The sequence below is a fragment of the Kribbella lupini genome, from assembly GCF_039529595.1.
Lineage (GTDB): Bacteria > Actinomycetota > Actinomycetes > Propionibacteriales > Kribbellaceae > Kribbella > Kribbella lupini.
In genome coordinates this window covers 186291-201987 of sequence record NZ_BAAANC010000004.1, presented here as the reverse complement: position 1 = coordinate 201987, position 15697 = coordinate 186291, and the positions used below count along the sequence as shown (strand labels likewise).

At 69.9% G+C, this 15697-nt stretch carries 17 protein-coding genes; 5 read left to right on the top strand and 12 right to left on the bottom strand.

Translation table 11 applies throughout. From position 1 onward, the window contains the following. The first annotated feature begins 5 nt into the window (after positions 1–5). Positions 6–1178: a hypothetical protein gene (locus ABD235_RS34015; RefSeq protein ID WP_344181721.1), complete on the top strand. Its 1173-nt coding sequence runs from the start codon at positions 6–8 to the stop codon at positions 1176–1178. Between the two features lie 3 nt (positions 1179–1181). Here ABD235_RS34015 and ABD235_RS34010 read toward each other — a convergent pair whose 3' ends face one another. From ABD235_RS34010 to ABD235_RS33995, 4 genes are all read right to left on the bottom strand, one after another. Then, the gene (locus ABD235_RS34010; RefSeq protein ID WP_344181718.1) at positions 1182–1364 is read right to left on the bottom strand and encodes a hypothetical protein; all 183 of its coding nucleotides are present in this window, start codon (positions 1362–1364) and stop codon (positions 1182–1184) included. Positions 1365–1475: 111 nt separating this feature from the next. Further along, positions 1476–2975, bottom strand: a complete 1500-nt coding sequence (locus ABD235_RS34005) for an MFS transporter (RefSeq protein ID WP_344181715.1) — start codon at positions 2973–2975, stop codon at positions 1476–1478. Then, positions 2972–3535 (bottom strand): TetR/AcrR family transcriptional regulator, encoded by a 564-nt coding sequence (locus tag ABD235_RS34000; protein ID WP_344181713.1) that lies wholly within the window; start codon positions 3533–3535, stop codon positions 2972–2974. The genes ABD235_RS34005 and ABD235_RS34000 overlap by 4 nt, the downstream gene beginning before the upstream one ends. 55 nt (positions 3536–3590) lie before the next feature. Further along, positions 3591–4004 carry a MarR family winged helix-turn-helix transcriptional regulator gene (locus ABD235_RS33995; protein ID WP_344181711.1) on the bottom strand — a complete coding sequence of 138 codons (414 nt, stop codon included), beginning with the start codon at positions 4002–4004 and terminating at the stop codon, positions 3591–3593. A gap of 93 nt (positions 4005–4097) precedes the next feature. Here ABD235_RS33995 and ABD235_RS33990 point away from each other — a divergent pair, with 93 nt between their 5' ends. After that, positions 4098–4985, top strand: coding sequence for an LLM class flavin-dependent oxidoreductase (locus ABD235_RS33990; RefSeq protein WP_344181709.1), 888 nt, complete (start codon positions 4098–4100; stop codon positions 4983–4985). 119 nt (positions 4986–5104) lie between these two features. Here the strand turns inward: ABD235_RS33990 and ABD235_RS33985 are convergent, their stop codons facing one another. From ABD235_RS33985 to ABD235_RS33975, 3 genes are all read right to left on the bottom strand, one after another. Further along, complete coding sequence (locus ABD235_RS33985) at positions 5105–5998, bottom strand: aldo/keto reductase (protein ID WP_344181707.1); 894 nt, start codon at positions 5996–5998, stop codon at positions 5105–5107. Between the two features lie 9 nt (positions 5999–6007). Further along, entirely contained in the window at positions 6008–6706 is a 699-nt protein-coding gene (locus ABD235_RS33980) for an RraA family protein (protein ID WP_344181705.1), read from the bottom strand. A gap of 113 nt (positions 6707–6819) precedes the next feature. After that, entirely contained in the window at positions 6820–7365 is a 546-nt protein-coding gene (locus ABD235_RS33975; RefSeq protein ID WP_344181704.1) for a P-loop nucleotide/nucleoside kinase family protein, read from the bottom strand. A 130-nt stretch (positions 7366–7495) separates the two neighbouring features. Between ABD235_RS33975 and ABD235_RS33970 the strand changes: the two genes are divergently transcribed. Both ABD235_RS33970 and ABD235_RS33965 read left to right on the top strand, forming a co-directional pair. Further along, the gene (locus ABD235_RS33970) at positions 7496–8347 is read left to right on the top strand and encodes a class I SAM-dependent methyltransferase (protein WP_344181702.1); all 852 of its coding nucleotides are present in this window, start codon (positions 7496–7498) and stop codon (positions 8345–8347) included. A 169-nt stretch (positions 8348–8516) separates the two neighbouring features. After that, positions 8517–9554 (top strand): FG-GAP repeat domain-containing protein, encoded by a 1038-nt coding sequence (locus ABD235_RS33965; RefSeq protein WP_344181700.1) that lies wholly within the window; start codon positions 8517–8519, stop codon positions 9552–9554. Between the two features lie 48 nt (positions 9555–9602). Here ABD235_RS33965 and ABD235_RS33960 read toward each other — a convergent pair whose 3' ends face one another. Genes ABD235_RS33960 through ABD235_RS33945 form a run of 4 tightly spaced genes read right to left on the bottom strand, consistent with a single transcriptional unit; the run spans position 9603 to position 12240 of the window. Next, a complete protein-coding gene (locus ABD235_RS33960) occupies positions 9603–9980 on the bottom strand; it encodes a VOC family protein (protein WP_344181698.1) in 378 nt (125 codons plus the stop codon). 10 nt (positions 9981–9990) lie between these two features. Continuing rightward, a complete protein-coding gene (locus ABD235_RS33955) occupies positions 9991–10830 on the bottom strand; it encodes a TrmH family RNA methyltransferase (RefSeq protein WP_425553212.1) in 840 nt (279 codons plus the stop codon). Between the two features lie 21 nt (positions 10831–10851). Beyond that, a complete protein-coding gene (locus ABD235_RS33950) occupies positions 10852–11199 on the bottom strand; it encodes a VOC family protein (RefSeq protein ID WP_344181694.1) in 348 nt (115 codons plus the stop codon). Between the two features lie 45 nt (positions 11200–11244). Next, positions 11245–12240, bottom strand: a complete 996-nt coding sequence (locus ABD235_RS33945) for a LacI family DNA-binding transcriptional regulator (protein WP_344181692.1) — start codon at positions 12238–12240, stop codon at positions 11245–11247. A 133-nt stretch (positions 12241–12373) separates the two neighbouring features. On the opposite strand from ABD235_RS33945, the gene ABD235_RS33940 reads away from it, so the two are divergent. Beyond that, positions 12374–14197 (top strand): glycoside hydrolase family 127 protein, encoded by a 1824-nt coding sequence (locus ABD235_RS33940; protein WP_344181690.1) that lies wholly within the window; start codon positions 12374–12376, stop codon positions 14195–14197. A 250-nt stretch (positions 14198–14447) separates the two neighbouring features. Here ABD235_RS33940 and ABD235_RS33935 read toward each other — a convergent pair whose 3' ends face one another. Further along, entirely contained in the window at positions 14448–15692 is a 1245-nt protein-coding gene (locus ABD235_RS33935; RefSeq protein ID WP_344181688.1) for a TerC family protein, read from the bottom strand. Positions 15693–15697 lie beyond the last annotated feature (5 nt).

The following is a 15697-nucleotide window of genomic DNA, read 5'->3' as shown; positions in this document are numbered from 1 at the left end:
GGGCGATGAAACCCACCGAGTTCGTCAAGGTGAACACTCAGTTCTGGGGCGAGCACCTGAAGAGTGTCAGCGAGCACCTGCCCGTCAGCCACTCCCGCGAACTGCCCGGCCCGCTGCTCTACCCGCGGCTGATGATCCTGACCGAGACCCCCGACTGGAACATCCTGGAGCTGGCCGGCGTCAGCCGCGAGTACCGCTCCCTGGAGGTCCGCCGGCAGAAGGCCGCCGGGATCGACGAGTACTTCGGTACGACGCCCGGCGCGAACGCCGTCGTCGCGCTGCCGAACGAGAGCGTCGTCAAGGACGCCACGATCGCCAGCGAGCGCGGCAAGAACGCGCTGTCGGACTCCTTCCCCGCGACGCAGGGCCTGCTCGGCAACGAGATGGTCGGCCCGAGCGACCGCCTGCTGGAGTTCCAGCCCGGCAACTACGCCGTACTGGACCGCGTGCTGCTGGCTCAGTCGGCCGGCCTGGCGGTCCGGCTGAAGTGGAACTTCTTCACGATCGCGATCCACCGCTCCGAGCCCGCGGACAAGTACCGCGACTTCCTGCAGCGCCTGGTCAGCAACTCCGAGCACCTCGACCCGGTCGGCACCTTCGCCGTACCGCGGGGCGAGGGCGTCGAGAAGGCCCTGAAGGCGGACCAGTTCGCCAGCACGTACCTGCACGGCATCGCGAAGCTGACCACGGCCGAGTTCCTCGCCAAGCACGAGGACGTCCTGCTCAGCGCGTTCGATGCGACCCGCCTGATCGTCCAGCCGTCGCTGGAGTCGCCGGAAGGCGCGGTCACCCCTGACTTCATCCTCGAGCGCGAGGACGGCACGCACGTCGTCGGCGATCTCGCGCTCCCGCTCCGCGAGACGGGCCAGAAGCACCGCCGCTCCCTCGACCTTGCGTCCGGCGCGACCCGGTTGGCGGCGTACCAGAAGTACTTCACCACCGCGGAGAACCAGGCCTTCGCCAAGACCAAGTACGACGTCGAGATCACCGACGCCCGCACGGTCCTGGTCGTCGGCACGCAAGACCCGGCCGCCGATTTCCCGGAGGCCGCGAAGACGGCGTCCTCGCTCGAGGTCGTCGACTACGACACCCTCCTGCGCCTCCACCTCGCGTCGAAGTCCGCCACCCCGGCAACTCCGGCGGACTCCGGTCCGACCACGATCGCCCGGATGCCGTAGGTCTCAGATGTCGCTGCGGACCTTCTCGAGCGCCAACGCGAGAAGGTCCCCGGCGAGATCCAGCGCCCCCGGCAGACCGAGCGAGCTGTTGACCCCGTACACGGGGTTGGCGAGCACGCCCACCGCGGGGTTCTCGGTCAGGTCCGTCGCCTGGAGGGCGAAGTCGATCCGCCCGGTCCAGTGCACGTACGCCACCACCCGGGTCGGCTCTCCGACAAGCGCGTCAGGCAGCGCCGTACGTGGTGAGGAACCCTCGCAGTTTCTGCACGTCCCAGGGGGCGTACACCGCGCCAGGGCTCAGGGGTGAGTGGCTGACAGGTCCAAGCTGCGCGGCGTCAGGTACAGGACCAACCCCGCGACGGTCAGCAGCAGAAGCCCTCCGGCCAGGCCGAACCACGTCAAGGAGTCGGCGAAGGCGGTCTGGGCGGCGCCGGACAAGGCCGGGTTGTCGAGGGTCAGCGCACCGGCGAGGGACTCGCGGGCCTGGGCGGGTGCGTCCGCGGGGAGCCCGGCTCGGTAGACCGCGGCGGCGAGGCTGCCGAGGACTGTGATGCCGAGGGCGGCGCCGATTTCGTAGCTCGACTCCTCGATGGCGGCGGCGCTGCCGGCCTGGGACACCGGAGCGCCGGCCATGATGACGGCGGAGGCGACGGCCAGGGGAGCGGTGCCGATGCCGATCAGGGTCAGCGACGCGGCGATTCCGGCGTACGACAACGGCTGGGGTAGCACGAACAGCAGCAGGAAGCCCGCCGCGCCGACGGCCAGGCCGGCGACCAGGACCGTGCGGGGACCGATGCGCTGGGCAACGATCGGGGCGAGCGGCGAGCCGACGAGACCGCCGACGGCCATCGGCAGCAGCGCGACGCCGGAGGCGAGCGGCGACCAGCCCTGGACGAGTTGCAGCCACTGGGCCATCAGCAGCAGCGCGGCGACCATCGCGAAGCTGGTGATGAGCGCGGTCAGTACGCCGGCGGTGAAGCCGCGGCCGCGGAACAACCGGATCTCGAGCATCGGCTCGGCCGCGCGCAGGCAGCGCAGTACGAAGCCCGCGAGCAGCGCGGCGCTCAGCAGACCGATGACCAGCACCTCCAGGGAGATGCCGTCCTTGCCGAGCTCCTTGATCGCGTAGACCAGCCCGACCATTCCCACGATCGACAGCCCGGTCGCGAGCGGGTCGAGCCGTCCCGGCCGGTCCGACCGGCTCTCCGGCAGCAGCACCAGCGCGGCGACAACGGCGACCACCATCACCGGCACGTTGAACAGGAACGCCGAGTGCCAGCTGAAGTTCTGCAGCAACGCACCGCCGACGATCGGCCCGAGCGCGCCACCCACAGCAGCGGTCGCGCCCCAGATCCCCAGCGCCGTCGCGCGCTCCCGTGCATCCGGGAACAGCGACCGGATCAACGACAGCGTCGACGGCATGATCATCGCGCCACCAACCCCGAGCAGCACCCGGATCGCGATCACGGCCCCAGGACTGTCCGCCAGCAGTACGCCGAGCGAAGCCGCTCCGAAGATCACGAACCCGGTGACCAGCATCCGCCGCCGTCCGAGCCGATCGCCGAGCGCGCTGGCCGTGACCAGCAACCCGGCGAGCACCAGCGAGTAGATGTCGACGATCCACAGCTGCTCCACCGAGCTCGGCCGCAGGTCCTCGGCCATCGCGGGCAGGGCGAGGTTGAGGATCGTCATGTCCATCACGACCACCAGCAGGCTGGCGGACAGCACCGCCAGCCCGGCCCAACGCCGCCGCGTGCTCGGCGTCGAAGGCGGCGAGTACGTCGTACCGGCGGTCATCGCGAGTCTCCGGTGCCGACGAGCAGGGTCGAGAAGACCAGCGCGTCAAGATCGCGCCGGGCCACGTCGCCGCGGCGCAGCGCCTCGCGGGCCGCGATCATCAGCCCGTACACGGTGTGCTCGATCCAGCGGGCCGGCAGATCGGACCGCAGTACGCCGGCCCGCTGCGCGCACGCGTAGAACTCGACCTCGCGGTCGATCAGCTCGTTGGTCCGCGCCATCAGTTCCGGCATCGCTTCCATCCGGTTGTTGGCCAGCGCGTACGCGAACTCGTCGGCGTTCTCGACGAACCACGTGGTCAGCTCGCGCAGGCAGTTCCGGATCCGCTCCGGGTCCCCGGACTCGCCGGCCGCGACCATCCCGGTCTCGTCCTGCGACCGGGACCAGTGGTCGAGGGCACGTTCGCCGATCTCGCGCAGCAGCGCGTCCCGGGAGGCGAAGTGCCGGTTCAGCGTCGCCCGCCCGATCCCGATCGCGGCCGCGAGGTCGGCCATCGAGGTGGTCGGGTCGGAGTTCAACCGCCGCAGGGCGGCGTCGAGCACCTGGGAACGAGTCAGCATACTCCCAGTAGACACGAATGTCCCAGATGAGACAAGTTTGCCTCAGTCGAGACGGCTATGCCCCGACGATCACGCCTACGGCCGAGACGACGGCCTTCCGCTGGGTCGCCGGGAGAGCCGCCGTCAGTTCGGCGATCCGGTCCGTGTACGTCGTGTGCGCCTGGTCGGCGAGCTTCGTCCCCGCCGCGCTCAGCCCGATCCGGCAGGCTCGCCGGTCCGCGGGGTCGGGCAGGCGCTCGACCAGTTCCCGCCGTTCCAGCCGGTCGACCATGCTGGTCAGGCTCGACCGTTCGATGCTCATGATCCGGCTCAGCTCGGTCATCCCGAACGGCCCGGCGAGCAGCACGCAGAGCAGGTGCGCCTGCTGCGGTGTCAGTCCGAGCGGCCGGCTCGACTCGGCGTACAGGTCCTGCAGTTTGTGCATCAGCTGGACGAGCGAGCCGACCAACTCCGTGTCCTGTGCGGCCATGGAGCCATCGTAGTCCGTCCTTCGGATTGTCAGCAGGCCGAATAGTTCGGTGTACTACTATTTAGATCTACGAACTACTTGGGAGGATCCGCGATGACCGTCAGATTCGGAATCGGCGCCCCGTCGGCGCTGCCCGAGCTGCTCCACACCGCCGAGCAGGCCGATCGGGACGGGCTCGACCATCTCTCGATCGCCGATCACCCGTACGGCGCGCACGCGCTCGACGCGTACGCCGCGATCGCGTTCGTGCTCGCGCGCACCGAGCGGATCAGCGCGCTGGTCAACGTGACCAACCTGCCGTTGCGCCCGGCACCGATCCTGGCGCGGACGGCGTCCACGCTGGCGACGGCGTCCGGCGACCGGTTCGTGCTCGGCCTCGGAGCCGGTGGTGCGCCGGACCGGATCACCGCGATGGGCGGCCGGCAGCAGACGCCGCGCGAGGCCGTCGACGCGTTCGAGGAAGCGATGGTGCTGATCCGGGCGCTGACCACGCCGGGTCCGGCGGTGACGTCGGCGGGGCCGCACTACCCGGTGAAGGGCATCCCGCCGGTCGCGGCGCCTGGACTGCAGATCTGGACCGGCTCCAACGGCCCGCGATCGCTCGCGGCGACCGGACGCCAGGCGGACGGCTGGATCCCCGGCCACGCGGCCGACTGGCTCAACGCGGTCTACCAGAAGTCGCGGCCGATCATCGACGCGGCCGCTCTCGAGGTCGGCCGCAAGCCGTCCGACGTCGCGACGATCTACAACTTCCCGGGCGCGATCACCGACCGCCCGCTGGATCGCACTCGCGACGACGAGGGGCGGTGGATCGGTGGGTCGGTCGGCCAGTGGGTCGAGGAGCTGACCGGCGCGGTGCTCGAGCACGGCGCCGCGGGGTTCACCTACTTCCCCCGCGGCGACGCGTCGTACGAGAGCTCGCTCAGCCGCTGGTCCCAGGAGATCGCACCGGCGGTCCGGAAGAGGATCCAGCGACCCTGATAGCCGCGGACGCGGACCTGCACCACTCACCAACCCCGCTCAGCGGGGCCGGCTCACGCTCACGCACTCGCCGATGCGGCGGAGAGCGGGTGGTTGGTGAGTGGTGGAGATCCGGCTGCTCAGCTCAGCTCGGCGAGTTCCTCCGGCGACAGCTCGATCGCGCCGGCGGCGATGTTCTCCTCCAGGTGGGCCGGGTTGCCCGTGCCGGGGATCGCGAGCACGTGCGGGCCCTGGTGCAGCGTCCACGCGAGCCGGATCTGCTGTTCCGACACGCCCTTCGCCGCAGCGATCCGGCGTACGGCGTCGGAGGGCTCGGTCGTTGCCGTGCCCTCACGGGCGGTCCCGGCGATCGCGAAGAACGGGACGTACGCCATTCCGCGCTCGCCGCAGACCGGCACGAACGAATCGTCGTCGCGATGCGTGTCGAGCGCGTACGAGTTCTGCACGCAGACCACCGGCGCGATCGGCTGCGCCTCGTCCAGGTGGTCGACCCGGATGTTGGACAGCCCGAGATGCCGGATCAGCCCGGCGTCGACCAGGTCGGCGAGTGCGCCGAAGCGGTCGGCGATCGAGTCCGCGCCGGGCTTCTTGATGATGCGCAGGTTGACCACGTCGAGCACGTCCTTGCCGAGCTGGCGCAGGTTGAGCTCGACCTGCTCGCGCAGCTCGGCAGCGGTCGCCGCGTTGTAAAAGTTGCCGGAGGCATCGACTCCGGGCCCGACCTTGGTCGTGATCACCAGGTCCTCCGGGTACGGCGACAAGGCCTCGCGGATCAGCTCGTTGGCGTACCGGATCGGCCCGTCGCCGACCTGAAGCGTCCCGCCCGGCGACGCGTAGAAGGCGGCGGTGTCGATGTGGTTGACGCCGAGCTCGACCGCCCGGCGCAGCACGCGGATCGCGACCGAGCGATCCGGGTTCGGGGTCGTGCGCATCGCGCCGAACCCGAGTCGGTTGATGGTGAAGTCGCCCAGCTTCCAGGTACCCGCGGCAGCCGCGGAAAGGTTTTCAGGCATCCACCCACGTTATTCCTCGATCGCACCGCTCTTGGCTCGCAAGTGCGCCCGGAAGGTCAGCTCCGGGTTCGCGGCCCGCGCCGCCAGGTACTCGTCGAACCCGACCTGCTCGCGCAACGACGTACCGGCTGCGATCAGCGCGGACTGCCGCCGCTCGGTGTCGCGGATCGACTCCGCCAGCGCGAACAGCTCCTCGACCTGCGCGGCCGGGACGAAGATGATGCCGTCGTCATCAGCCAGTACGACGTCCTCGTTGCTCACGGCCCATTCGCCGACCGTTGCCGTGGTCAACGCGTCGGCCGGCAACGGATCGAGCCGCAACGGTCCGGTCGGCAACGATCCGAGGCTGTAGACCGGCAGCCCGATCGCGCGGATGTCGGCCGTGTCGCGGTGCAGTCCCCACACCACGAGTCCGGCCAGCCCGGCGGTCTTCGCCTCCAGTACGACGAGGTCGCCGACGCAGGCCTCGTCCAGCCGGCCGCCGTTGTCGGCCACCAGCACGTCGCCCGGCTCGGCCTGGCCGAACGCCTCCAGGAAGATGTCGACGCTGCCGACGTGCTGCGCCGGCAGCACCCTCCCGGCCAGCCGACCGGGCAGCGCGGCTTTCAGTCCCACGCATCGCACCGGCACCTTCGCGCGGACGCACGCGTCGGCGACGTGGGCCGTGGTCAGTTCGGCGAACCGTGCGGTCAACTCGTCCGGCTTCATCAAGCGCCTCCCCTGGGTCGAGCCCCGACCCTAATCAGCCGATCGATACGCCGCCAGACATCCGCCGTACTCAACGCGCCAGACTCCAGCGGCCCAGACTCACCGGTCCGGACTCAGCGGGCCAGGAAGGCCAGGATCTCCGGCACTGCGGGGGAGTAGCCGTCGCTCGTGTCGACGGTGAGGGTCGGGACCGGCAGCGTGATCGGGTCGAAGGACTCGTGCACGGTACGACGCCGCTGCTCGTCGTACTGGCTGTCCTCGTGCGCCGCCCGCGACGGCGTGCTGCCGGACCGGTCGGTGATCCGGCCGAAGGCGACGTCGGCCGGGACCGTGCAGTGCACGATCCGGATCTCGGCCTGGCCGATGAGCGGGGTCAGTCCGGGCCGCCAGAGCCGGTCCTGGAAGGCGGCCTCGCCGACGACCGACGAGCCGCGGCCGATCAGCAGTCCGAGGACGTCGAAGAACGTCGCCAGCGTGCGCATCGTCAGGGGATCGGCCGGGCCGGGCACGAAGTCGGGGGTGGCGTGCGCCATCCCCTCCTTGATCTCGTCGCGGCAGATCGCCGGGCAGCCGACGCCGGCCGCGATCCGGTGCGCGAGCGTCGTCTTGCCGGTTCCCGGCGGTCCACTCACCACGATCAGCATCGGCAGCACAGGCACCGCGGCACCCTAGCGGCTCCGCGCCGGTCCTGCTGGTTGTCCGAGGCAAATACCGTCTCGTTATTCAAGACATATGGTCTCAATCGGCAAGATGAAGAGCTAGTCTGAGGCTGAGACAAAGGAGTCCGCGATGAACAACGTCTACACCCACGGCCATCACGAATCCGTCCTGCGGTCACACCGTTGGCGCACCGCCGCGAACTCGGCCGGCTACCTGCTGCCGCACCTGCGTCCCGGGCTGAGCCTGCTCGACGTCGGCGCCGGCCCCGGCACGATCACCGCCGAGCTGGCCGCGCTGGTCGCGCCCGGCCGGACCACGGCGCTCGAGGCGAACGAGTCCGCGCTCGCCATCACCCGCGCGACCTTCGCCGAGCGCGGGATCGTGCCGAGCTCCGCCGCTGCGGGCGTCGACGGGCCGGGCTCCGACGGGCCGGCGATCGAGGTCGACTTCGTCGTCGGCGACGTGCACCGCCTCGACCTCCCCGACGACTCGTACGACGTCGTCCACGCCCATCAAGTCCTGCAGCACGTGGCCGATCCGGTCCAGGCGTTGCGCGAGATGCGCCGGGTTTGCAAACCGGGCGGGATCGTCGCGGCACGCGACTCCGACTACCACGCGTTCACCTGGTACCCGGAGTTGCCGGAGCTCGACGAGTGGATGGACCTGTACCAGCGGCTGGCCCGCGCCAACCAGGGCGAGCCGGACGCGGGCCGCCGGCTGCTGTCGTGGGCGCGCGAGGCCGGGTTCGAGCAGATCGAGGCGACGGCGAGCAACTGGACGTTCGCGAACGCCGAGGACCGCGACTGGTGGGGCGGGATGTGGGCCGACCGGGTGCTGCAGTCGGCGATGGCCGACCAGGCGCGGGCGTCCGGCGTACCGGAGGCCGCGCTGGAGCGGATCTCGGCCGCGTGGCGGGCCTGGGCCGCGGCGCCGGACGGCTTCCTGAGCCTGCTGCACGGCGAGATCGTCGCCATCGCGTGATCATGACGAAACGTGATGCGGGTGTCCGCTGGGAAGAAATCCGCTCACTGGTTGTAACGATCAACTCGGATCTTCGATAGAGGGGTGTTGGCGGTACGCCGGCCGGGGGCCCTGGGGAGGGAAGGGCCGGCGTAAGGGCCGCCTCTGAGTGTCCGAGGGGGACGACTTCATGCGTTACAGATCCGCAGCTCTGGGGCTGGCGGTGGCGGCACTCGCTGCCGTCGGTCTCACCGCACCGGCCGCAGCCCGGCCGGCGCAGAACACGGCGAGCACGGCGGTCGCCGCGACCAAGGTGGTCACGTCGGCCATCCCGTGGGGACAGAACGGCGACGTCGCCGTACCGCGCTCGTACGTCGGCGACAGCCGGCTCGAGCTCGCCGTCTTCCGGCCGAGCAACGGCACCTGGTACATCCGCGGCTGGACGAACATCAAGTTCGGCCAGGCCGGCGACATCCCGGTGCCGGCCGACTACAACGGCGACGGTCGCGCCGAGCTCGCCGTGTTCCGTCCGTCCAACGGGTACTGGTACATCCGCGGCGTCGGCCAGTTCGTCTGGGGCCAGTCCGGCGACGTACCGGCCGCGTCGAACTACGTCGGCGACAGCCGCGCCGAGGCCGCCGTCTGGCGCCCGTCGCTGGGGCGCTGGTTCATCCGGGGAGCCGCTCAGATCTCCTGGGGTGCGAACGGCGACATCCCGGTGCCCGCCGACTACGTGGGCGACAGCCACAGCGACCTCGCGGTCTTCCGGCCGTCGCTCGGCCGGTGGTTCATTCGCGGCGCCGCGCAGATCACCTGGGGTGTGAACGGCGACGTCCCCGTTCCCGCCAACTTCGTCGGCAACACCAAGGCGGAGCTGACGGTCTTCCGCCGCGGCGCTTGGTACATCCGCGGCGCGGGCACGGTCACGTGGGGCCAGAACCTCGATCGCCCGTACCCCGGCAACTACGCCGGCACCTCGGCCACCGATCAGGCGGTGTGGCGCCCGTCGAACGGGACTTGGTACCTGCGGTACCAGGTCAACGTGACGCCGCCCCCGCCTCCGCCGCCCCCGCCGCCGAACTGCGACCCGTCGTACCCGACGGTCTGCATCGCGCCGCCTCCGCCGGACCTCGACTGCTCCGACATCCCCTACCGCAACTTCACGGTGATCGGGACTGACCCGCACGGCTTTGACGGCAACAACGACGGGATCGGCTGCGAAAGCTGATCCTTGCCCCAGGCAACCGGCCCCCGAGTAGCAGATCGGGGGCCGGTTTTACTTGCCCGCGAACACCACCAGATACCCGTCCGGATCCCGCACCCACAGTTCCCGGTGCCCGGCGTTCGGGTTCTCGTGCACTGCGGTCTGAACGTCCTCAGCCGCAACCCGCCCAGCCAGGCCATCCAGATCATCAACCTCGAACCACACCGCAAACCCGTTCCCCAACGGCTTCTCCGGATCACCGAAGACCCCGTGATGATGCCCGACGTCCAGCTTGTGCAGCTGCAGCACCAGTTGCCCGTCGACGTTCACCCGCTCGTACTCAACCCCGCCGTGCGCACTCACGCCGCCCAGGACCCCGCAGTACCAAGCACTGCTCTTCTCCACATCGCGCACCGCCAGCAAGGGCTGCGGTCTCACCGAAAGCGTCATACCAACGACGCTAGACCGCCCCGCCCGCGGAAGTCTTGGACGAATGGGCACGCTGCCGCGACGCCTCGTACAGCACCGCCGTCGCCGCGTTCGCGGCATTCAGCGAACTAGCAGCCCCGCCCATCGGGATCCGCACCAGCTCGTCAGCCAACTCTTTCCACGCCGCCGAAAGCCCCGACGTCTCGTTCCCGACCAGCAGCAACGTCGGCTGCGTGAAGTCGAAGTCGTACACGTCCACCGACCCGTGCTCATCGGTGCCCACCACAACAATCGGCACGCCGCCCGCCCGCTGCTCAGCGACCCACTCCATCACCTCGCGCTGCGACGGCACCCGCACAGATGGCAACGCGAACAGCGACCCCGTACTGGCCCGCACCGCCTTCGGGTCGTAGATGTCGGCCGCATGCCCGGTCACGATGAAACCGTCGGCACCGAACGCGTCTGCCGACCGGATGATCGACCCGATGTTCCCTGGCCCGGTCGGCCGGTCGAACACCACACCCAGGAAGTCCCGCTCGACCGTGATCCGCGACAACTCGTCCGGCGGCATCGCCACCACCGCGACCAGCTCCGCCTCGGACTTCTCCGTCAGCTCCGCGAGCAGTTCCGGCTCCATCAGCACCCGCTCGGCCTGACGCTGGCTCTGCAGCAGTTCCCGCGCCCACTGCGACGGCACCCGCGACGCGTCCTGGATCAGCGCGTTGATCGTCCACCCGTGCTCGACCGCCAAGCTGATCGGCCGCACGCCCTGAACGAGGAACTCGCCGGCGCGCTGCCGCTTGTTCCGATTGCCGAGCAACGCCTGCCACACCTGAAACCGAGCATTCCGACTACTGACCCGCGTCGCCATAGTGCCCAACAGTACGAGGACTCAGCCCACAGACTCGATCAGCCCGAGGTTGTTGCCGTCGGGATCCTGTACGACGGCCAGCCGCTGCCGCCCGCCGGACACGATCTGCGGATCGCGCGACTCGATGCTCTGCTCCGACAACCGTCGCAGCGTGCCGTCCAGGTCGTCGACCGTCAGGTTCACCGCCGTCCGCCCGGCCCGTTCCGGATCCTCGAAGACCTGCACGACGCCGAGTTCGCTCAGGTGCCACTCCGCGAGCGAGTCCATCGGCCGGGTGTCGGCGTCGCGCCCGAAGAATCCCGAGTACCACTCGATCGCCTTGTCGATCTCCTGCACCGGCACCACGGCCAGAACCGCACGCATCGTCACGCTGCCTCCTCGGTCGGTTCCCGACCTGGTGCCCAGCCGAAAACCTCAGGTCCCGAGCGTCGACTCCCGCGGCACGAGCTCGGTCGGCAGCGAGACCACGCCCGAGGGCGCGGCGCCGCCGATCATCTCGAGCAGCAACCGCGCCGTACGCCGTCCCAGCTCCTCCAGCCGCAGGTCCACCGTCGTCAGCGGCGGCCGGCTCGCCAGCGCCATCACGCTCCAGTTGTCGAACCCGGTCACCGCGACGTCGTCCGGCACCGCACGCCCCAACTCCCGCAGTCGATCGCACACCCCGCGCGCGATCTGGTCGCTCCCGCACGAGATCGCGTCCACGTCACCGGTCCGTACCAGTACGTCGACCGCGTGCCGCCCCCAGCGCTCACTCCACTCGCCGTGCAGCGGCTCACCGATCAGCGCGTCGCCCGCCGCGGCAGCAGTCGCCGCAGCGCGAACCACCGCACTACGATGCGTCGCCGGCCCGGTCACGTGCGCGATCCGCCGCCGCCCCAGCGACAGCAGATGCCGTACGGCGGACGTCGCACCGCCGTACTCGTCCATCACGACGGAGGTGTCGGCCGGATCCGTCGACGGGCTGAACGCGTAGACCACCGGCATCGGTACGTCGATCGGCGCCCGCGGCTCGGTCCGTCGCCCGGTGACGATGATCCCGTCGACCCGCCGGGCCACCAGCGACCTCAGGTAGTGCGACTCGCGCAGCGCGTCGTCCCGGGTGTCGCACAGGACGAGCGCCATCTCGCCCGCGCTCAACGCGTCCTCGGCGCCTTGCATGATCGGGATGCTGAACCGCCCCGAGCTGTCGGTCGTGATCAGCCCGACCGTGTAGCTGCGCCCCGACGACAGCGCCCGGCCGCGACCGTCCGGGGTGAACCCGAGCTGCTCGGCCGCACGCCGTACGCGCTCGCGGGTCTCCTCGCGGAGCTGACCGGTGTCGTTGAGCGCCTTGGACGCCGTACTGGTCGAGACGCCGGCCAGGGCGGCGACGTCGGTGATCCGCGGCACGACCGGTCCCCGTGACGCCATCGGCCCTCCCAGCAGTTCCGGAATTTCCGTCAGGGTAGCTGATGATCGCCGGACAATGGCTTGACGCCGCGTAGGTGGGTGCCTACGGTCTTTAGGAAAACGTGTTCCGTCTGTTTCCGCGAGGAGCCGCTCGATGCCGAAGGACCAGCTCTCCCCAGCCGCGACCACCCGCGCGGTCCTGCAGCCGATCGGCCTCGGCCGGGCCCGGATCACCGGCGGTTTCTGGGCGCCGCGCCAGCAGCGCAACGCCGAGAACGCGATCCCGTCAGGCCAGGACCAGCTCGAAGCGGCGGGCAACCTGCACAACCTGAGGCTCGCCGCCGGCATCGGCGAGGGCGAGGCGATCGGGCCGGTCTTCGCCGACTCCGACGTCTACAAGTGGCTCGAGGCCGTCGCCTGGGAGTACGGCCGCAACCCGTCCGAGGACCTGCTCCGCCGCCAGCGCGAACTGACCGCGGTGGTTGCCGCCGCCCAGCGCGATGACGGCTACCTCGACTCGGTCGTCCAGTTGCGTGACGGTGACGAGGGTCGGTATCAGAAGCTGGTCTGGAGCCACGAGCACTACTGCGCCGGGCACCTGATCCAGGCCGCCGTCGCGCAGGTCCGGTGCACGGGGGACACGGCCCTGCTCGACGTCGCGGTGAAGCTTGCCGACCACCTGGTCGCCACGTTCGGCGAGACCGCCGACGGCAAGATCCGCGACGTCGACGGTCACCCGGTGATCGAGATGGCCCTGGTCGAGCTCTACCGCGAGACCGGTACGACGGCGTACCTGGACCTCGCGCGCTGGTTCGTCGAGGCGCGCGGCCGCGGGATCATCGCCGACCACGGGCACGAGCCGACGTACTTCTCCGACCGCCGTCCGGTGCGTGAGGCAACGACCGTCGAAGGGCACGCCGTACGGGCCGTGTACCTGGCCGCCGGCGCGACCGACGTCGCGGTCGAGACCGGCGACACTTCATTGCTCGATGCGCTCAAGGGGCAGTTCGCGCACATGTGGGCGACGAAGACCTACGTCACCGGCGGGCTCGGCGCGCGCTGGGACGGCGAGGCGTTCGGCGACGAGTACGAGCTGCCGCCGGACCGCGCGTACGCCGAGACGTGCGCGGCGATCGGCGGCATCCAGTGGGCCCATCGGATGCTGCTGGCAACGAACGACCCCTTCTACGCGGACGCCGTCGAGCGGATGCTCTACAACGGCTTCCTCGCCGGCGTGTCGCTCAAGGGCAGCGAGTATTTCTACGTGAATCCCTTGCAGCACAGGGGAAACGCGCACGCCGACAACAACAGCAGCCCCGCCCACGGCCGGCGCGGGTGGTTCGACTGTGCGTGCTGCCCGCCCAACATCATGCGAACCCTCGCCAGCCTCGACGGCTACCTCGCCACCACCTCCGAGGATGCCGTGCAGCTCCACCAGTACGCCGAGTCGACGATCACCACCGACTCGACCGAACTCCACGTCGAGACCAACTACCCCTGGGACGGCGCCATCCGCATCACTGTCGCCAAGACCCCGTCAACGCCCTGGGCCCTCGCCCTCCGCATCCCCGCGTGGGCGGACGGCGCCACCGTCAACGGCAAGCCCGTCGACCCCGGCCAGTACGCCCGCGTCGAGCAGACCTGGACCCCCGGCGACACCGTCGACCTCCACCTTCCCCTCACCGCCCGCACCGTCACCGCGGCCCCCCGCGTCGACGCCGTACGAGGCTGCGTCGCCCTGGAACGAGGCCCCCTCGTCTACGCCGTAGAGCAAGCCGACCACGAAGCGAACGTCGACGACCTCCACCTCGTCGACGCCCCCATCACAGCCCACCACGACCCGAACCTCCTCGACGGCGTCACCGTCCTCACCACCCAAGGCCGCGTCGACACACCCACCGAAATCAAAGCCATCCCGTACTACGCCTGGGCCAACCGAGGCATCGGCGCCATGCGAGTCTGGCTCCCACGCGCCTGACTTCTCCCCACGCGGCGCTACGCCCGCTCCTTCGTCGCGTGCTACGCGCCCACCCGGTCAGCCGTGCGCGTGCTGACGCTGAATAAGCGACAAGCACGTGCCGAGCGCGGCATCGCGGGCCGAGCCGTGCTGTCGAACGAAGCGCGCCAGCGCGTACTGAAGCGGGCGGCAGCACGCGCACCCAACAAAGGGCGTGTCGGAGCAGCCCGCGTGCGAGCGCCGGCGAGCTGAGCAGCCCGCGGGGGTGTGCTCAGGAGTGGGACATCGGCGCGGGATCAGGCCCCAGGACGTCGTCGCCGGGGTGTTGCCCGCTGGCGATGGCTGCGTCGTGGCTCAACGACGCCCGGCCGCACAGTTCGAGGAGTTCGGGCTCGTTCTTGACGATCTGTTTCGCCTTCGGGCCGAGCTTGATGATGTGGTCGCGGGACTCGATCAGGCGTCGGTAGATGCGTTCGCGTTCGACCGGGTCGTCGGTGTACTCGGAGTCCAGGTACGCCGTGGCGTCGCGGCGGGCGTTGGCCATGGCGGTCTGGGTGCGGCCTCGGGTGCTGAGGAGGGAGGCCAGGACGGTGACGACGAGGACGACGAGGATGACCAGCAGGGACAGGCCGGTGCTGATCTCGGCGACCTCGATGTGGTTGCCGCCGTTGATGAACGGGACGTTGTTCTCGTGCAGGGCGTGCAGGACGAGTTTGACGCCGATGAATCCGAGGATGGCGGCCAGGCCGAAGGACAGGTAGATCAGGCGGTCGAGCAGGCCGTCGAGGAGGAAGTAGAGCTGGCGCAGGCCGAGGAGACTGAAGGCCGTGGCGGTGAAGACGACGTAGACGTTCTGGGTCAGGCCGAAGATCGCCGGGATCGAGTCCAGTGCGAACATCAGGTCGGTGCCGCCGATGGCGACCATCACCAGCAGCATCGGGGTCATCGCGCGCTTGCCGTCGACGACGGTGAACAGCCTGTCGCCGTCGTAGTACTCGGTGGTCCGGAACAGCCGCCGGCTCAGCCGGACGACGATGTTCTGCGCGGAGTGCGACTCCTCGGTCGACGGCCGGAGCATGTTGCCGGCCGTCAGCAGCAGGGCGAGGCCGAACAGGTAGAAGACCCACGCGAACGTGTTGATCAGCGCCGACCCGAGCAGGATGAAGCCGGTCCGCGCGACCAGCGAGAACATGATGCCGAACAGCAGCACCTTCTGCTGGTCCTCCCGCGGCACCCGGAAGCTGGTCATGATGATCAGGAACACGAACAGGTTGTCGACCGACAGCGCCTTCTCGGTGACGTACCCGGCGAAGTACTCCGAGCCCATCGCGGTCCCGCCGAAGACGAACGTGCCGACGCCGAACAGCAGCGCGATCCCGACGTACACGCTGGACCAGACCGCGGCCTCGCGCAGCTGCGGCACGTGCGCGCGCCGGACGTGGAAGAAGTAGTCGAAGGCAAGCAGCCCCAGGATGCCGGCGATGGTCAGGATCCAGACCAGCGGTGAAACCTCCATGGACG

What these genes read in the sequence shown, in the direction of transcription:
- ABD235_RS33955 (WP_425553212.1), bottom strand. Translation starts at nt 10,830, where the DNA reads ATGGCGACGCGGGTCAGTAGTCGGAATGCTCGGTTTCAGGTGTGGCAG.
- ABD235_RS33965 (WP_344181700.1), top strand. Translation starts at nt 8,517, where the DNA reads ATGCGTTACAGATCCGCAGCTCTGGGGCTGGCGGTGGCGGCACTCGCT.
- ABD235_RS33935 (WP_344181688.1), bottom strand. Translation starts at nt 15,692, where the DNA reads ATGGAGGTTTCACCGCTGGTCTGGATCCTGACCATCGCCGGCATCCTG.
- ABD235_RS33960 (WP_344181698.1), bottom strand. Translation starts at nt 9,980, where the DNA reads ATGACGCTTTCGGTGAGACCGCAGCCCTTGCTGGCGGTGCGCGATGTG.
- ABD235_RS34000 (WP_344181713.1), bottom strand. Translation starts at nt 3,535, where the DNA reads ATGCTGACTCGTTCCCAGGTGCTCGACGCCGCCCTGCGGCGGTTGAAC.
- ABD235_RS33980 (WP_344181705.1), bottom strand. Translation starts at nt 6,706, where the DNA reads ATGAAGCCGGACGAGTTGACCGCACGGTTCGCCGAACTGACCACGGCC.
- ABD235_RS34015 (WP_344181721.1), top strand. Translation starts at nt 6, where the DNA reads ATGAAACCCACCGAGTTCGTCAAGGTGAACACTCAGTTCTGGGGCGAG.
- ABD235_RS33945 (WP_344181692.1), bottom strand. Translation starts at nt 12,240, where the DNA reads ATGGCGTCACGGGGACCGGTCGTGCCGCGGATCACCGACGTCGCCGCC.
- ABD235_RS33995 (WP_344181711.1), bottom strand. Translation starts at nt 4,004, where the DNA reads ATGGCCGCACAGGACACGGAGTTGGTCGGCTCGCTCGTCCAGCTGATG.
- ABD235_RS33985 (WP_344181707.1), bottom strand. Translation starts at nt 5,998, where the DNA reads ATGCCTGAAAACCTTTCCGCGGCTGCCGCGGGTACCTGGAAGCTGGGC.
- ABD235_RS33940 (WP_344181690.1), top strand. Translation starts at nt 12,374, where the DNA reads ATGCCGAAGGACCAGCTCTCCCCAGCCGCGACCACCCGCGCGGTCCTG.
- ABD235_RS34005 (WP_344181715.1), bottom strand. Translation starts at nt 2,975, where the DNA reads ATGACCGCCGGTACGACGTACTCGCCGCCTTCGACGCCGAGCACGCGG.
- ABD235_RS33990 (WP_344181709.1), top strand. Translation starts at nt 4,098, where the DNA reads ATGACCGTCAGATTCGGAATCGGCGCCCCGTCGGCGCTGCCCGAGCTG.
- ABD235_RS33970 (WP_344181702.1), top strand. Translation starts at nt 7,496, where the DNA reads ATGAACAACGTCTACACCCACGGCCATCACGAATCCGTCCTGCGGTCA.